This window comes from Streptomyces chryseus, assembly GCF_014650755.1.
Taxonomy (GTDB): Bacteria; Actinomycetota; Actinomycetes; order Streptomycetales; family Streptomycetaceae; genus Streptomyces; species Streptomyces chryseus.
The window spans coordinates 35,347-52,513 of record NZ_BMVO01000006.1 but is presented as its reverse complement, the minus strand read 5'-3'; the positions used below and the strand labels follow the sequence as shown (position 1 = coordinate 52,513).

At 74.2% G+C, this 17,167-nt stretch carries 11 protein-coding genes; 7 read left to right on the top strand and 4 right to left on the bottom strand.

Annotation, left to right across the window (positions count from 1 at the left end; translation table 11 throughout):
- Window positions 1–23 precede the first annotated feature (23 nt).
- Window positions 24–1,136: an NAD(P)H-dependent flavin oxidoreductase gene (locus IE185_RS12425; RefSeq protein ID WP_138893971.1), complete on the top strand. Its 1,113-nt coding sequence runs from the start codon at window positions 24–26 to the stop codon at window positions 1,134–1,136.
- Window positions 1,133–2,689 (top strand): acyl-CoA synthetase, encoded by a 1,557-nt coding sequence (locus IE185_RS12420; protein WP_138893970.1) that lies wholly within the window; start codon window positions 1,133–1,135, stop codon window positions 2,687–2,689. Before IE185_RS12425 ends, IE185_RS12420 begins: the two co-directional genes overlap by 4 nt.
- Window positions 2,690–2,848: 159 nt before the next feature.
- Here IE185_RS12420 and IE185_RS12415 read toward each other — a convergent pair whose 3' ends face one another.
- On the bottom strand, window positions 2,849–5,248 hold the full coding sequence (locus IE185_RS12415) for a penicillin acylase family protein (protein WP_138899144.1): 2,400 nt from the start codon (window positions 5,246–5,248) through the stop codon (window positions 2,849–2,851).
- 237 nt (window positions 5,249–5,485) lie between these two features.
- Here IE185_RS12415 and IE185_RS12410 point away from each other — a divergent pair, with 237 nt between their 5' ends.
- Window positions 5,486–7,012, top strand: coding sequence for an acyl-CoA synthetase (locus IE185_RS12410; RefSeq protein WP_189715147.1), 1,527 nt, complete (start codon window positions 5,486–5,488; stop codon window positions 7,010–7,012).
- Here IE185_RS12410 and paaK read toward each other — a convergent pair.
- Window positions 6,981–8,270 carry a phenylacetate--CoA ligase PaaK gene (paaK, locus tag IE185_RS12405; RefSeq protein WP_138898344.1) on the bottom strand — a complete coding sequence of 430 codons (1,290 nt, stop codon included), beginning with the start codon at window positions 8,268–8,270 and terminating at the stop codon, window positions 6,981–6,983. The two genes, IE185_RS12410 and paaK, sit on opposite strands and share 32 nt — an antisense overlap.
- A 132-nt stretch (window positions 8,271–8,402) precedes the next feature.
- On the opposite strand from paaK, the gene IE185_RS12400 reads away from it, so the two are divergent.
- Window positions 8,403–9,293, top strand: a complete 891-nt coding sequence (locus tag IE185_RS12400) for an alpha/beta fold hydrolase (RefSeq protein ID WP_229843464.1) — start codon at window positions 8,403–8,405, stop codon at window positions 9,291–9,293.
- Between the two features lie 296 nt (window positions 9,294–9,589).
- Window positions 9,590–9,964 carry a DoxX family protein gene (locus tag IE185_RS12395; RefSeq protein ID WP_138898345.1) on the top strand — a complete coding sequence of 125 codons (375 nt, stop codon included), beginning with the start codon at window positions 9,590–9,592 and terminating at the stop codon, window positions 9,962–9,964.
- Between the two features lie 70 nt (window positions 9,965–10,034).
- On the opposite strand, the gene IE185_RS12390 is transcribed toward IE185_RS12395, so the two are convergent.
- Complete coding sequence (locus IE185_RS12390; RefSeq protein ID WP_138898346.1) at window positions 10,035–10,232, bottom strand: DUF4236 domain-containing protein; 198 nt, start codon at window positions 10,230–10,232, stop codon at window positions 10,035–10,037.
- Window positions 10,233–10,376: 144 nt separating this feature from the next.
- On the opposite strand from IE185_RS12390, the gene IE185_RS12385 reads away from it, so the two are divergent.
- The gene (locus IE185_RS12385) at window positions 10,377–14,951 is read left to right on the top strand and encodes a HEAT repeat domain-containing protein (protein ID WP_189715146.1); all 4,575 of its coding nucleotides are present in this window, start codon (window positions 10,377–10,379) and stop codon (window positions 14,949–14,951) included.
- 113 nt (window positions 14,952–15,064) lie between these two features.
- Here the strand turns inward: IE185_RS12385 and IE185_RS12380 are convergent, their stop codons facing one another.
- Window positions 15,065–16,606 (bottom strand): ATP-dependent DNA ligase, encoded by a 1,542-nt coding sequence (locus tag IE185_RS12380; protein WP_189715145.1) that lies wholly within the window; start codon window positions 16,604–16,606, stop codon window positions 15,065–15,067.
- 51 nt (window positions 16,607–16,657) lie between these two features.
- Here IE185_RS12380 and IE185_RS12375 point away from each other — a divergent pair, with 51 nt between their 5' ends.
- Window positions 16,658–17,104, top strand: a complete 447-nt coding sequence (locus IE185_RS12375; protein ID WP_189715144.1) for an SRPBCC family protein — start codon at window positions 16,658–16,660, stop codon at window positions 17,102–17,104.
- The last annotated feature ends 63 nt before the right edge of the window (window positions 17,105–17,167 follow it).

Here is a 17,167-nt window from a genome sequence, read left to right as displayed (position 1 = left end):
CCCACTGCGGCATCCTGCCGCCCATGGAGACGGAGCTGAGTAAGAAACTGGGTGTCGAGCACGCCATCTTCGGCTTCACACCCTTCCCCGCGGTGGCCGCCGCGATCACCCGCGCGGGCGGGTTCGGCGTACTCGGAGCGGTCCGCTACACCGCGCCGGACGAACTCGCGCGTGACCTCGACTGGATGACGAAGCACACCGGCGGGAAGCCGTACGGCCTCGACGTCGTCATGCCCGCGAAGAAGGTCGAGGGCGTGACCGAGGCCGACGTCGAGGCGATGATCCCCGACGGGCACCGCACGTACGTCGAGGAGACCCTTGCCAAGCACGGCGTGCCCGAACTCGCCCAGGGCGAGGCGTCGGGGTGGCGCATCACCGGCTGGATGGAGGAGGTCGCGCGCAACCAGCTCGACGTCGCGTTCGACTACCCCATCAAGCTGCTCGCCAACGCCCTCGGCTCGCCGCCCGCCGACGTCATCACCCGCGCCCACGACCACGGCGTCCTCGTCGCCGCCCTGGCCGGCAGCGCCCGGCACGCCAGGCACCACGCCGAGGCGGGCATCGACGTCGTCGTCGCGCAGGGGTACGAAGCGGGCGGCCATACGGGCGAGATCGCCTCCATGGTCCTCGTCCCCGAAGTCGTCGACGCCGTCCACCCCCTGCCCGTACTCGCGGCCGGAGGCATCGGCAGCGGTGAGCAGGTGGCCGCCGGTCTCGCCCTCGGTGCCCAAGGCGCCTGGCTCGGTTCGATCTGGCTGACCACCGAGGAGGCCGACCTGCACTCGCGCGCCCTCACCGCCAAGCTCCTCGCCGCCGGTTCCGGCGACACCGTCCGCTCCCGCGCCCTCACCGGCAAACCCGCCCGCCAGCTGCGCACCGAATGGACCGACGCCTGGGACGACCCGAGCGGACCCGGGACGCTTCCCATGCCGCTCCAGGGACTGCTCGTGGCCGAAGCCGTCTCCCGCATCCAGAAGTACGAAGTCGCACCGCTGCTCGGCACGCCCGTCGGCCAGATCGTCGGCCGTATGACGTCCGAACGCAGCGTCCAGGCCATTTTCGACGATCTCACACGCGGTTTCGAACGCGCCGTGGAACGCCTCGGCCGCATCGCCGGAAGGAGCGACCGGTCATGACCGCGACTCAGCCGCCCAACGGCTTCTGGGCCCAGGCGACGGCGGACCCCGGCCGAACGGTGCTCACCGCACCGGACGGCGAACAGTGGACGGCGGGACGGCTGCACGCCGCCGTCAACCAGCTCGTCCACGGACTGCGCGCGGCGGGCATGCGACAGGGCGACGCGTTCGCCGTCGTCCTGCCCAACGGCGTCGAGTTCTTCACCGCCTACCTGGCCGCCTCCCAGGCCGGCTTCTACCTCGTACCGGTCAACCACCACCTCGTCGGACCGGAGATCGCCTGGATCGTCGCCGACTCCGGCGCCAAAGTCGTCATCGCGCACGAGCGCTTCGCCGAAGCGGCCACCGCGGCGGCCGACGAAGCGAACCTTCCCGGGAACAGCCGTTACGCCGTCGGGAACGTTCCCGGGTTCCGTCCGTACGCCGAACTGCTCGCGGGACAGCCCGAGTCCGCACCCGCCGACCGCACCCTCGGCTGGGTCATGAACTACACCTCGGGAACGACCGGACGCCCCCGCGGCATCCGCCGCCCGCTCTCCGGCAAGCTCCCCGAGGAGTCCTACCTCGGCGGTTTCCTCGCCATCTTCGGCATCCGGCCCTTCGACGACAACGTCCACCTCGTCTGCTCACCGCTTTACCACACCGCCGTGCTCCAGTTCGCGGGCGCGTCCCTGCACATCGGTCATCCGCTCGTCCTCATGGACAAGTGGACGCCCGAGGAGATGCTGCGCCTCATCGACCGGCACGCGTGCACCCACACGCACATGGTCCCCACCCAGTTCCACCGGCTGCTCGCACTCCCCGAAGTCGTACGGGCGTCGTACGACGTGTCCTCGATGCGCCACGCCATCCACGGCGCGGCGCCCTGCCCCGACCACGTCAAGCGGGCGATGATCGACTGGTGGGGCCACTGCGTGGAGGAGTACTACGCCGCCAGCGAGGGCGGCGGGGCCTTCGCGACCGCCGAGGACTGGCTGAAGAAGCCCGGCACCGTCGGCAGGGCCTGGCCCATCAGCGAACTCGCCGTCTTCGACGACGACGGCAACCGGCTGCCGCCCGGCGAACTGGGCACGGTCTACATGAAGATGAGCACCGGCGGCTTCAGCTACCACAAGGACGAGAGTAAGACACGGAAGAACCGCATCGGCGACTTCTTCACCGTCGGGGACCTCGGCGTCCTCGACGAGGACGGCTACCTCTTCCTCCGCGACCGCAAGATCGACATGATCATCTCGGGCGGCGTCAACATCTATCCCGCCGAGATCGAGGCGGCCCTCCTCAGCCACCCCGCCGTCGCGGACGCCGCCGTCTTCGGCATCCCGCACGCGGACTGGGGCGAAGAGGTCAAGGCCGTCGTCGAACCCGCCGAGGGCCACCTCCCCGGCGACGCGCTGGCCGCCGCCGTCCTCGCGCACTGCGAACAGCGGCTCGCCGCCTTCAAGCGGCCCAGGAGCGTCGACTTCGTCGAGGTGATGCCGCGCGACCCCAACGGCAAGCTGTACAAGCGCCGTCTGCGCGAGCCGTACGGGGAGGGCCACCAGCGCGCCGTCTGAGCGAGGCCACCTGGGAGGGCCACCAGCGCGCCGTCCGAGCGAGGCCACGAACCGTTCCGCCCGGAGCCCCCACATCCGGAGCCCCCCACGCCCGGAGCCCCCCACACGCCGGGGCCCTCACCACAGCGGTGGGGGCCCCGGCGCGACGATGCCGTGGCGTCAGCGTTCGCGCACCCGCTCCACCCGCAGGGCGGGCGAGCCGAGGATGTCCTTCTCGCAGAACCGGGACGTCACCCAGCGCTCACCCGAGTAGAGCCGGGTCTGGTCGCTGTAGTGCGGCGACGAGGGGTTCGACGACTGGGCGTACGTCAGCAGCGTGCGCGCCACCGGGCACCGGCCGCCGTCCCAGCCCACCGCCTGGATGTGGCTGGAGCCGGTCGACACCCCCGTGTAGCCGCCGCCCGCCGCGTCCCACACGGGCTCGATCTTGTTCCAGATGCCGAGCGACTCCGTGCCGCCGTGCAGCGGGAGGCGCTCGCCGTCGCGTACGGCGAACTGGTGCCTGCCCAGCGGCGCGTCCAGCGCGATGCCCGCCGCCCTGAGTTCCGACACCGCCCCGGTGAGGGCGCTCGCGAAACCGGGCGCGGCCGTGTTGAGCGTGTGCGGCGTACGCACCGGATCCGCGGCGGAGAAGGGCACCTTCCACAGCTGCGCCGGGGGCACCGATGCCACCAGCCTGCGCCAGAAGCGGTCGAAGAGCAGCGCGCCCGCGCTGTCGGTGTTCACCGTCCGGTCCCAGCGCCCCAGCGCCTCGCACGCCTCCTCCAGGCCGAGGTCCGGACGCTCCGCCGCCAGCGCCGTGCACGCCTTCGCCGCGTCGGCCGCCGCCAGGTCTCCGGCGGGCGCCCGGTTCGCGAACTGCTGGCGCTGCAGGTCGCCGACCGTCAGCCGGCCCCCGCGCGCCATGGCCGACACGTCCTCGACCGCGCCGCGCGTGCGCAGGGAGCGGGGCGTGGCGACCGTGCCGAAGACCCGCTCGTAGCCCGTCAGGGGCCGGTCGGCGTTGGTCAGCCAGGCGCTGTCGTTGGAGTTCTCGGCGTACGGCGCGTCCTTGAGCACCGGCATCCGCGCCGGGCCGAAGATCCCCGGCTGCACCGCGTCCTTGTCGGAGCCGAGCCCGCAGTCGGCGCGCGACCCGTCCAGTACGGCGACTCCGGAGGCCGGGTACGTCACCTTCCCGAGCGGCGTCGAGCAGCGCCCCGCCAGCTCGTCGGTGATCCGGGGCAGGACCTGCGCCTGGCTGAAGAACGAGTGCCCGGCGGAGTCCGCGGCGACGGTGTTCACCCAGGGCAGGCCCTGGACGCGGCGCAGGGTGCTGTGGATGTCCCGCGTGGAGCGGGCCTTGGCGAAGCCGAGCGCGGTGTCGGAGCCCCGCAGGTTCGCGGCGTTCGGGTCGTTGAGCGCGTACGCCGTCGTCGCCGACCAGGGGAGGGGCAGCGTGGCGCCGAGCCCTGAGACGACCGGCCCGTAGCGGGTCCACCACTGCGTCCGGGTGACCGGCGGGCCGCCCTTGACCGGCACCGACACGGTCCGCTGCGTCATGCGCTCCGGCTTGCCGTCCACGAGGTACGCCGTCGGGTCGGCCGGATCCAGTTCCAGCTCGTGGAGGTTGAGTGTGACGCCGGTCGCCACGGTGTGGCTCCAGGCCACCTTCTCGTTGAAACCGATGCCGACGATGGTCGTGCCGAGCAAGGAGGCGCCCGAGACGTTCAGTTCGCCCGGGATGGTCTGCTGCGACTGCCAGAAGCGCCGGCCGCCCTGCCACGGGTAGTGCGGGTTGCCCAGCAGCAGTCCGCGTCCGCTGGCGGTGGTCTTCCCGCTGAACGCCACCGCGTTGGACCCCATGTCGGCGCCGTCCGCAGCGAACAGCTCGCGTGCCGCACGCGCCGTCCGCCCGGGGTCGGCCTCGGCGACCGGCGCGGAGCCCGGCGGCGTCGCGGCGGTGATGCCGTCGACCGCGCGCCCCTGACCACCGAGCACGGACACCGCGAAGCCGCGCCGGGCGACGTCCAGGGGTGTGACCGGGCGCACCCAGTCGGCGCCCGCGCAGGCCGGGTCGGTGACGCGGTTCTGCGCGATCCACGCGTTGTACCCGGCGGCCCAGCCGCGCATCGACTCCTCGATCTGCCGGCTGGGCCCGGCCGGGGCGGGCGTGGCCAGTAGCTTCTCGACCGTGCCCGCCTTGCGCACCCCGGCGAAGTACAGGTCGCTGGACAGGTTCCTGGCGGCCGACGAGAGGGAGCCGTCGGGCGCCGCGTCCGGGCCGAAGTGGCGCGAGCGCTCGCCGCGCACGGTCACGAAGCCGTCGGCGAGGGTGCACACCTGGTCGGCGGCCTGGGCCCAGCCGGTGCCGAAGCCCAGGTTCGCGTAGTCCTTGGCCACGATGTGCGGGACGCCGTACTCCGTGTAGCGGATCAGGGCGGACAGCCGGCCGGACGACGGGTGCCGGTCGCGGGAGCCGTCGTCGGCCCCGGCCGTGGCCGGAGGCAGCGCGGCCGCGGCCGTCACCAGGGCGATGGAGGTGAGCGCGAGGCGTCTCAGGCGGGTGCGGAAGTGCAACGTGCCTCCCAAAGTGACTGCGGTGCGCAGAAGTTGGCGCAGTGATTGGTCCATGCACGCAGCCGGGCGCGCTCATGTCAACGTCCCGTTCGGTATCCGGCCGCCGGACCTTCCACCGGCCCCGCCGAACCCTCCACCGGCTCCGCCGGGTCATCGCCGTCGACCCCCGCCGCGGACCCGGGCCCGCGCCCGTTCGGCCCCTTGACCCCGCTCGGCGCCCCGCCCCAGGATCACGCCATGACGACAGACGTACGCAGCAGCACCGTCGACGGGATCGTGCGCCGCAGCGCCCGCCGGACCCCGGGCCGCACCGCCCTGCGGTACGCGGACCGGTCCTGGACGTACGCCGAGCTGGACGCCGCCGTGTCCACCGCCGCGGCAGAACTCGTCGCCCACGGCCTGGAGGACGGCGACCGGGTGGCCGCCTACGGCCACAACTCCGACGCGTACCTGATCGCCTTCCTCGCCTGCGCCCGGGCGGGGCTCGTCCATGTGCCGGTCAACCAGCACCTGACCGGTGACGACCTGACGTACATCCTCGAAGACTCCGGCAGCGCGCTGGTCCTCGCCGACCCGGCCCTGGCGGACCGGCTGCCGCGCGGTGTGCCCGTACGCCCGCTGCGCGACGCCGAGGGTTCGCTGCTCGGCGCGCTGGGCACGCCGCGCCCGTTCGACGCGGACCGGGACGCCCGGGACATCGTGCAGTTGCTCTACACCTCCGGCACGACCGCGCTCCCCAAGGGGGCGATGATGACGCACCGGGCGCTCGTCCACGAGTACGTCAGTGCCATCACCGCGCTGGACCTCAAGGAGAGCGACCGTCCGGTGCACTCGCTGCCGCTCTACCACTCGGCCCAGACGCACGTGTTCCTGCTGCCGTATCTCGCGGTCGGCGCCGAGAACACCGTCATCGACGCGCCCGACGCGGAGACGATCTTCGACCTGGTGGAGGCGGGGCGGGCGGACAGTCTCTTCGCCCCGCCCACGGTCTGGATCGGCCTCTCCCGGCATCCCGGCTTCGCCACCCGCGACCTGGGCGGACTGCGCAAGGCGTACTACGGCGCCTCCGTCATGCCCGTACCCGTACTGGAGCGGCTGCGCGGCCGGCTGCCCGCTCTCGCCTTCTACAACTGCTTCGGGCAGAGCGAGATCGGCCCCCTCGCGACGGTCCTCGGTCCGGACGAGCACGAGGGGCGGATGGACTCGTGCGGCAGGCCCGTGCTGTTCGTCGAGGCCAAGGTCGTCGACGAGGACGGCGCGGAGGTCCCGGACGGGACGGCCGGCGAGATCGTCTACCGGTCGCCCCAGCTGTGCGAGGGGTACTGGAACAAGCCGGCCGAGACCAGGGACGCCTTCCGCGACGGGTGGTTCCGCTCCGGGGACCTCGCCACGCGCGACAGCGAGGGCTACTTCACCGTCGTCGACCGCGTGAAGGACGTCATCAACTCCGGTGGCGTGCTCGTCGCCTCCCGGCAGGTCGAGGACGCGCTCTACACCCACCCCGGCGTCGCGGAGGCCGCGGTCGTCGGCCTGCCCGACGCGCGGTGGATCGAGGCCGTCACCGCCGTCGTCGTGCCGCGCGGCGAGGTGAGCGAGGCCGAACTCCTCGCCCACGCCCGGGAGAAGCTCGCCCACTTCAAGGCCCCGAAACGGGTGGTCCTCGTCGACGCGCTGCCGCGCAACGCCAGCGGGAAGATCCTCAAGCGCGAACTGCGGGACCGCCTGGCTCCGCTCACTTCTCCCGCAGATCCTCGATCCGCCTGAGCTTGCCCACCGACCGCTCCAGCGTCTCGGGGTCGACGATCTCCACCCCGGCCGTGACCCCGACGCCTTCCTTGACGGCGGCCGCGATCGCCGTCGCGGCTGCGGCCCGCTGGTCGCCGGTGGCCTCCGGCCGGGCCTCCGCCCGTACCGTCAGCCGGTCCATCCGCCCCTCGCGGGTCAGCCGGAGCTGGAAGTGCGGGGCGACCCCGGGCGTACGCAGCACGATCTCCTCGACCTGGGTGGGGAAGAGGTTCACGCCGCGCACGATGACCATGTCGTCGCTGCGGCCGGTGACCTTCTCCATCCGCCGGAAGCCCGGACGGGCCGTTCCCGGGAGCAGCCGGGTGAGGTCACGGGTGCGGTAGCGGACGACCGGCATGGCCTCCTTGGTGAGCGACGTGAACACCAGCTCGCCCTGCTCGCCGTCCGGCAGCACCTCGCCGGTGACCGGGTCGACGACCTCCGGGTAGAAGTGGTCCTCCCAGATGTGCAGACCGTCCTTGGTCTCCACGCACTCCTGGGCCACGCCCGATCCCACGACCTCCGAGAGCCCGTATATGTCGACGGCGTCGATCGCGAACCGCTCCTCGATCTCGCGCCGCATCTCCTCGGTCCACGGCTCCGCCCCGAAGATCCCGACCTTCAGGGAGGTGCTACGGGGGTCGACGCCCTGGCGCTCGAACTCGTCGAGCAGCGTCAGCATGTAGGAGGGCGTCACCATGATGACCTCGGGGCCGAAGTCCTGGATCAGGCGCACCTGGCGCGCGGTCATGCCGCCCGAGGCGGGGATGACGGTGCAGCCGAGGCGCTCGGCCCCGTAGTGCGCGCCCAGTCCGCCGGTGAACAGGCCGTATCCGTACGCCACGTGCACCTTGTGACCGGGGCGGCCGCCGGCCGCGCGGATCGAGCGGGCGACCATGTCGGCCCACATGTCCAGGTCGCCCTGGGTGTAGCCGACGACCGTCGGGAGGCCCGTCGTACCGCTGGACGCGTGCAGGCGGCGGACGTCGGACTGCGGGACGGCGAACATCCCGAAGGGGTAGTTGTCGCGCAGGTCGGTCTTGACGGTGAACGGGAAGCGGGCGAGGTCGGCGAGCGAACGGCAGTCGTCGGGGCGCAGCCCGGCCTCGTCGAACGACCGGCGGTAGAACGGGACGTTCTCGTACGCGTGCCGCAGAGTCGTCCGCAACCGGTCCAGTTGCAGCGCCCCGAGTTCCTCGCGCCCGAGCTCCTCCGCCGCGTCCAGCAGAACCGCCATGAGTGACACTCCCGTACCGACCGGACAACCGATCATTCGGTTGATCTTCCGGGGCCAGTAATCCAGGAGGCCGCTCGGGCGTCAAGAGAATGGGATTGCTTTGTCCGCCCCGCACTTGTAATGATCTTGTACATGACGGCTACGGGGACATGCGGCACCAGGATGTTCAGCGCGTACGACGGCACCGCGCTCGCCTACCACCTCGTCGGTGCGGGAGAGCCCCTGATCTGTTTGCCCGGCGGCGCCATGCGGGCGTCCGCCTACCTCGGCGATCTGGGGGGACTCTCCGCGCACCGGCAGCTCGTCCTGTTCGATCTGCGCGGCACCGGCGACTCCGCCGTCCCGGACGACCCGGCGACGTACCGCTGCGAGCGCCTCGTCGACGACGTCGAGGCGCTGCGCGAGCATCTGGGCCTGGAGCGCGTGGACGTGCTGGCACACTCGGCGGCGGGCAGTCTCGGCATGCTGTACGCCGCCGCCCACCCCGGGCGCGTACGGCGTCTGGCGCTCGTCACGCCGACCGCGTGGGCGGCCGGGGTGCCCGTGACGGCCGAGGACCGGCTCTCGGCGGCGCGGGCGCGGAGGGGCGAGCCGTGGTTCGAGGAGGCGTACGCCGCTCTCGAAGCGCAGCTGCGCGGCGAGGAGACGACCGGTTCCGCCTACCCGTTCTTCTACGGGCGCTGGGACGAGGCCGCGCGGGCGCACGCGGCGGCGAGCCCGCGCCAGCTCAACCGCGCGGCGGCGCAGGTGTTCGCCACGCAGAGCGCCTTCGACCCGCCGGCGACCCGCGCCGCGCTGGCGGACTGGGCCGCGCCCGTGCTGGTGCTCGCGGGCGAACGCGACGGGGTGCCCACCCCGGAGCGGGCCACCGAGGTCGCCGCGCTCTTCCCCGAAGCCGAGCTGGCCGTACAGCCCGGCGGCGGGCACTTCCCGTGGCTCGACGACCCCGGCTGGTTCGTCCGGACGGTCGGCGCCTTCTTCGACGCCGGACTGCGCGGCGTACCGGCGAACGGCGTCCGGTGACCCTCGACGTGGGCCACCTGGTGCATCAGGAGGCTCCCGAGGCGTTCCTCGCGGAACGCAGGGCGGCGGGCTGTTGACGCGATGTCTAGCACTGCGGCGTACCGGCGGGTAATTATCAGGCTGCCGGGAGTGCCGCGGCGCTGGACCGCATGACTGCCTGACCGCACCGCGAATGCCGCGCGACTGCATCCGCACCGCAATGCCGCGCGACCGCTGAACCCATGGACCGCACGACCGCGCTCGATCGTGTGCCGCCCCGCGCACACGCTCACCCCAGGACCGCCCAGGAGGCCCCGTTGAACGCCACCGACCGTTCCGCGCGTCTGCTCGTGGGACTGCTCGCCGCGGCGGGCGCCGCCCACATGGTGGCGCCCAAGCCCTTCGACGCCACCATTCCGCAGGCACTGCCGGGAAGCCCCCGCGCATGGACGCACGCGAGCGGCGTCGCCGAACTCCTGCTGGCGGCGGGCATCGCCGTGCCCCGCACGCGGCGGGTGAGCGCGGTCGCCGCCGCGTGCTTCTTCGCGGGCGTCTTCCCGGCCAACGTGAAGATGGCGTACGACTGGCGGCACAAGCCCGCCGCGCTCAAGTCACTCGCCTACGCGCGGCTCCCGCTCCAGGTCCCGCTCGTCCTGTGGGCCGCGAAGGTCGGGCGCGAAGCCGCCCGCTGACCCACCGGGGGCGCGCCCTACCGGACGTCGCACGGGACGGCGGGTACGCGCGGGCCGGGCATCGCGTGGATCACCGGCGGCGCGTGCGCGTGGTCCTGCGCCAGCCGAAGGGGCCCGGCAGATCCATCGACGAGGTACGGCGGCCCGTGCTGCTGGTGGTGCGGCGGGGGCCGTTGCGGCCACCGGTGGTGATGGACCAGGAGTGACGGTTGATGTTCAACCGCACCCCCGGGAGGATCCGGAAGCTCTTGCGGAACGTGATCGGCATGGTCGACGCCCTCCTCGGGTGGGATCCGATGCCGTACTGGTTTCCCGTCCGGCCCGCACCATGCGCCCTCGGCCCCGTCGGCTGCCCCGCCCCGCCCGTAAATCCCGCTGGTGGGGCGGTGATTGGCCCGCCTAGTATCCGACCGTGCACAAGCCGACGGACGACCCCGCTCTCCCCCGTCTGGTCCTGCTGGCCCAGCGAGTGGCGCAGGACCGCCCGGCCGACGAGCGCGATGTGGCCGAACTCGCGGAGCTGTTGCCCCGCTTCACGCCGCGGTCGCCGGAGGCCGCGCTCGTCCTGGCCCGGCTGTACGAGCGCCTCGGACCGAGACTGGGCGGATGGCGCCCGCCGTCGTGGCGCGCGGCCGGACTGCCGGTCACCGTACGGATCGCCCTGCTGCGCGCCGAGCTCCTCAACGAGCCGGAGCGCCTGACGGAGGAACCGCCGGGCGAACTCCTGTACCAGGCCGTACGGGGAGCGAGCGTCACGAGCGCCCACCGCCCCGCGCGTCTCGTGGCGGGACTCGCGGACAGCGGTGACCCGGTGCTCCAGGCCGAGGCGCTGCGGCTGGCCCGCGAGGGCCTGCACACCGGACTGCTGGCCCCCGGGCTCGTACGGGAGCACCTGGTCGCCCTGCTCGGCGCGGGCAGCGCCGACGTCGTGGCCGCCGCACTCGGCGAACTCGCCCAGCCGTGGGCCGCGCCGCACCCCTTGCCGCAGCGTCGCCTGTCCTCCTTCCTCACCGCGGACGCGGTGGCCGACCACCTTGAGGTGGCCGACGCGGCGCTCGCGGCCGCGGCCCGCCACGGGCACCGCGACGTACTGCGGCAGACCGTCGAGGACCCGGAACTGCCGCCGCTCCTGCGCCGGCGGGCGCTGGAACTCCTCGGCGACGTGGCGGAACGCGGCGACATCGACGGCCTGACGACGCTCGCCGTCCGCGACCCGTTGCTGCTGGGCGGGCCGGCCGTGACCTGCCTGCGCGGTCTCCACCGGCGGGGGCACTTCGCGGACGGGCGGACCGTCGGGTCCGTCCTCGCCCTGGCACTCGCCGACCACACGATCGCGCCCGACGAGATCGCCACGGTCCTGTTCACCTGCCGCCAGGAGATGTTCCGGATTCTGGTGGAGACGACCGCCGACGACCCGGCCTGGCCCCGGCGGCTCGACCTGCTCGTCGCTCTCGCCGGGCAGGGGCCGGGCGACCTGCCGGTCGGGGAGGAGATCACCCGGGTGCTTCCCCTGTCTCCCACGCCAGGACCGTTCCTCGGCGCGATCCGCCGGCTGCGCCACACGGGCGCGGAAGAGGCCGTACTCGCCCTCCTGCCCACGGCTCCCTCGGCCGCCCTGGACGCCCTGGAGGCCATCGGCGGCCGACGGACCGCGGCGGCGCTGGCCGAAGGGCTCGGCCTGGCACCCGACGCGACGCCGGACACAGCCCTGCACACGATCGCGCCCCACCTCCGAGCCGTGCGCGGCCGGGCCCTCGAACTGCTGTGGCACCTGAGTCCCGAACCGCACCGGAGGCAGCGCCTGCTGGCGCGTCTCGCCCCGGCCGATCTGCCGCCCCGTATCGCCACCGACCTCGGCGCCCCCGACGCGCGCGAACTGGCCGTCCTCAGCTCCCACGTGGACCCGTCCCGGCCGGTGGAGGCGGTGTGCCGGCTGGCGGCGCACGGCGACGCCGGCACACTGCCGGTCATCACCGATCTGCTGCTCGCCGTCGTACGCGACCTGGCCGCGTCCCGGCAGCCGGACCGGGCCCACCGGGGCCCGGACGGCGGGCAGCCCGCCGGTGAACCCACCGTGCCGCAGGAAGTGGTGGACGCCTTGTCCGCACTCGGCCGCCGCCTCCACGCGCGCGGAAAGATCCGGCCGGCCTGCCTCCTCGACACACCGCACACACCACAGGCCGGCCCCGCACTCGTCGCGGACACGGCCCTGAGCCTCCTCGACCGGCCAGGGCTCACCGGCGACGAGCAGTCGATCCTGCTCGAACTGCTGCTCAGAGCGCCCAGCGCCCGCACCCGCCCCCGCGTCCACCGACTGCTGCGCTCCCGTGACCGGCGGGTGCGCGGGCGCGTCGTCGCGCTGCTCGCCCAGGACGCCACAGGGCAGGGCGCCGAGGCCCTGTCGGCAAGCCTGATCACGCTGACCGCGGCCGACGACATCCAGACCGTACGGCAGGCGCTCCTGGCCCTCGGGCACGCGCGGGCCACGTGGGCGGCCGCCGAGATCGCGGCCTGTCTCGGGCACCCGAACATGAACGTCAAGAAGACCGCGGCCGGGGCCCTGGTCCCGGCCGGCGCCCCCGCCGCCGTGCCGGCCCTGCTGCGGTGGCTCGGGCGCCACGACAATCCCGGGCTGCGCGACGCACTCGTCGAGGCGCTGCGCGCGATCCTCGGCGACGCCTACGCCGCGACCCTCCTCGCCGCCGCCGAGCGCGCCGGTGACGGGCGCACGCGCGCACTGCTCCTGGCCGGACTCGACGGCGTACTTCCGGCGCGCTCGGTGCTGGCCCTGGACACCCAGGGATCACCGGCCGTGCCGACGTTGCTCGCCCTGCTGGCGGCCGGGCGGATGGGTCTGGCCGCCGGGTCGGTCGACGAGCTGGCGGCGGCGCTCGCCCGGCACGGTCTCGGCGGGGCCACGGTGCGGGAGCCGGACCCCGTCGTACGGGAGGCGGACCGCGACGTCGCTTCGCTGCTGACCGGGGGCTGGGACCCCTCCGTCGCGCTGCGCCTCGCGGACCGGCACGAGCCGCCACCCGCCGACCTGTTGAGGAAACTGCGGCCGATGCTCGCGGACTGGCTGCGTCTGGCGGCCTCCGCGCCCGCGCCCACGGTACGAACTCGCGTGCTGCGGCTCACGCTTCGGCTGTGCCCCGCACCGTGGGCGGCCGGTGAACGCGCGACCTTCACCCGGTTCGCGCCCGTACTGCTCGACGAGCTCGCCGACGTGCCGGGCGGGAACGGCGCGGGTCTGGTCGCGCTGCTCGAAGAGGTCGCCCCGCTCCTGCCCGCCGTCGCGAGACTGTCGGTGGCGGACGCGGTGCGCGCCCTGCCCCCGGCGGCCACCCAAGGCCGCTCCCCGCTGCCGCTGCTGCGGAACTGCGACGCCGTACTCGTCCGCGCCGATCTCGACCGTGCGCTGGCCGCCGTACGGACCGGCGCCGATCCGTGGCGCGCCGAAACGGCCGTACTGCGCGACGCCTTCGCCGTGCCGTCGCCATCCGTGCCCGCCGAGGACGGGCCCGACGCCAGGACACACGCCGACGCGGCCGCGGGGAACGGAGCGGGGACACGGGCGGCATGGCGGGCCGCGCTGCGGGAAGCCGTGCGTACGACCGGCACCCTGGAGGCGTTCCGGCTGTGCGCGGGCGACGGCGCCCCGGGCTCACGGGAACGGCTGAACGCCCTGATCGACGCCTACGGGCCCGCGGGTCCCGAGGTCCGCGCCGCGCTCCTCGACTGGATGACGTCCCTTCAGCCCCTGGACGCACCGCCCTGGACCCTGGCGGAGACGGCCGCCGCACCGGCCCCGGCACCGCGACGCGTACGCGTCGACGACCTCGACCAACCCCGGTCGGCCGCCCAGCGCGAGCGGCTGCTGGGCCTGCTGGAAGCCGCCGCTCCGCAGCGGCGCGACGCCGCCGCCCTGGCGCTCGCGCGGTGGCCCGAGCCCGAGGCCGCCCGCCACGTGCTGCGCGCCTTCCTCCAGGGCCGCGCCGACCTGCCCCTCGGGGCGGTGCCGGCCGGAGCGCTGAACACCCTGAGCGAGGCGGAACTGCGGTCCGGTGACATCCTGCCGGACCGAGCGATCCTCGCGACCCAGCGGCTCGACGACCCGGGGGACCGGCACCGGCTCCTGCCCCTGCTCCTCGAGTGGTGGGAGCACGGCCCGCCCGCCGTCCGGCCGGACGCCGCACAAGCCCTGCGCCGCATCCCGGGGGACACGCTGGCCGCCGCCCTCGCCGACCGCCTCGACGCCGGCGTGTGGGGGTTCCTCGACCTCCTCACGGGCCGGCCGTTGCTGCGTACGCCCGCCCTGACCCGGACCCGACGGCGACTGCGCGCCGAGGGGCGCGACGACCTCGCCGACCGGCTCCGCCTGGTCGACGGGCCGTTGCGCGGCCCGGACGCGCGGCGGCACGCCGCCGCCGCCCTTGCCGCACTGCGCGAGCGCGCCCGGGCCGCGCGGCACGACGCTCCCGGACCGCCGTCCAGGACCGAGCTGCTGGACCTCGCCAGGACGGGCACCCCCGAGCAGATACGCCGCGCGCTCACCCGCCTGGCCGAGGACCACCGGGGCCCGGACCCGGACGCCGACCCGGAACTGCGTTCCCTGATCGGCGCGTTGCTGCGGCACCCCAGGCCCGGCGTCCGCCTCCACGCCCACCGGACCGCGCGGGCCGTGCTCGACCGGCCGGCGTACCTCCGGCACACGGCGGTCCTGCTGGACGACCCCCAGCCCGACGTGGCACGCCTGGCGGTCCGCACGGTCTGCCACGCCGGCTGGGAACCCGCGGTCCCCGCCGTGATCGGCCTGCTGGACCACGGGCACCCGGTCGTCCGCGAGGCGGCGCGCGAGGGACTGGCCCTGATGCCCGGGCCGGCGGCTCCCGCGCTCAGGTACGCCGCAGCCCACGCCCGCCCGGACAAACGCCCCCTCTACGAGGAAGTCCTGCACCGCATCCGGGCGACCGCCGACGGCGACTAGGCGAACCCTCCGCCCGGCCGCTTCTGCGGCGTCAGTGAGAGGGGCGAACCCACACGGCCCATGGTGGCGGGACGCGTCGGCCACAGCCCGCGGACCGGCGGGGCGAGGCCGGCTCACTCCTCCGCCCGCACCGGCCCCGTCGCGAGGACGGCGGCGACCGTGTCGGCCTCGGACGCCGGCTTGTCCTCGCGGTAGCGCACCACCCGCGCGAACCGCAGGGTCACGCCCTCCGGGTAGCGGGTGGACCGCTGAAGCCCGTCGTACGCGATCTCGACGACGAGTTCCGGGCGCACGGTCACCACATGGCCGTTGTCGCCGGTCGCGAGCTCCCGCAGCCGCTGCGTCTGCCAGTCGAGCATCACGTCGGTCAGGCCCTTGAACGTCTTGCCCAGCATGGCGAACGAGCCGTCGGGCCGCCGGGCCCCGAGGTGCAGGTTGGAGAGCTTCCCGGTCCGGCGTCCGTGGCCCCACTCGGCGGCCAGCACCACCAGGTCGAGCGTGTGCACGGGCTTCACCTTGAGCCAGGACGCGCCGCGCCGCCCTGCCTGGTACGCCGCGTCCAGGGACTTGAGCACCGCCCCTTCGTGACCGCGCTCCAGGGTCCGCGCCAGGAACTCCTCCGCCCGCGACGTGTCGTCGACACCGGCCACCACCGTGCGGCGTACGCGCATCGGCTGGGGCACCAGCCGCTCCAGCCGCTCGTACCTCTCCCGGTAGGGCAGGTCCAGGAGGACCTCGCCGCCGAGCGCCAGTACGTCGAAGAAGACCGGGGACAGCGGCAGCGCCTGGCGGGCCGCCGCCACGTCGAGGCGGGAGCCGACCCGGCCCGCGATGTCCTGGAAGGGGAGCGGCCTGCCGTCCGGCCCGAACGCGATGACCTCGCCGTCGAGAATGAACCGGTCGCCGTCCAACCCTGCCGCCACCGTGGTGAGTTCCGGTACGCGGTCCGTGATGTCGTCCAGGGTGCGGGTGAACACCCGTACCCGCTCGCCGTCGCGGTGCACCTGCACGCGGATGCCGTCCAGCTTCTCCTCCACCGCGCACGCCCCGAGCCTGCCGACCGCCGCGCCGACGCTCTGCCCCGGCTGGGCCAGCATCGGTGGCACCGCCCGGCCCACCTCCAGCCTGAACTCCGCGAGCGCCGCGGGCCCTTCGGCCAGCAGCGCCCGCCCGACCGCGACCAGCGAACCGCTCAGCATCACCGCCCGCCGCACGTCGGCCGCCGGCACCTCCGCCGCCGCGGCCAGGCCCTCCGCCGCCAGTGCGTCCAGTGCGCCCTGCCGCACCTCACCGGTGAGCAGCCCGAACAGGAACTTCTGCTCCTCTTCCGTCGCCGCCCCCATCAGCTCCCGCACCACCCGCAACCGCTGCGCCTGCGCGCCGGCCCCCGCCACCGCCGCGAACGCGGTCAGCGCCGCGTCCACGTCACGCACCGTCAGGGTGGGCTCGGCCGCCGGAGCCACGGGCTCCCGCAGCAGGCTCCAGCCGGTCCCGATGCGCCCCTGGGGAAGGCGGCCCGAGAGGTACGGGATCACGATCGGTACGTCGTCGGGCCCGGCGCTGCGGAACAGCTCCGCCAGCAGCGCGGTCTTGCGGGAGCGTGCGGACGTCGAGGCGATCTCCCGGGAGGCCCGGGCGAGTGTGGCCAGCAGCATGCCCCCATCCTGCAACGGCGTACACCGCCCCGCAGTGCTTAAGGTCGGGTGGTGGCCCTCTTCCGTGTCGAACGCCGAACCCCGCTGTCCCCCGACGAGGCGTGGCGGCGCCTGACCGCGTGGGAACACCACGCCGCCCAGGTCCCGCTCACCCGCGTCACCGTCACCCCGGCACCGCCGACCGGCCCCGGGACGCTGGTCGTCGCCCGTACCCGCGTGGGGCGTCTGGGCTTCGACGACCCGATGGAGGTGGTGGCCTGGGAGCCGCCGGCCGGTGGCGGCCCCGGGCACTGCCGGCTGGAGAAGCGCGGCCGGGTGGTTCTGGGGTGGGCCGAGATCGACGTACGCCCCGCGCCCGGCGGGGCCGTGGCCGTCTGGACGGAGGACCTGCGGTTGCGGGGACTGCCCGGGGCGTTCGACGGGGTGGTCGCGCGCGCGGGCCGCCTGGTCTTCAGCCGGGCGCTCAGGGGGCTCCTGGCCCTGCCGGCCGACCGGTGAGCGCACCGGGCCGCCCCGCGCGATGCCCGTCACGACCTCCCGCCCCCGACCCCGCGTCCCCGC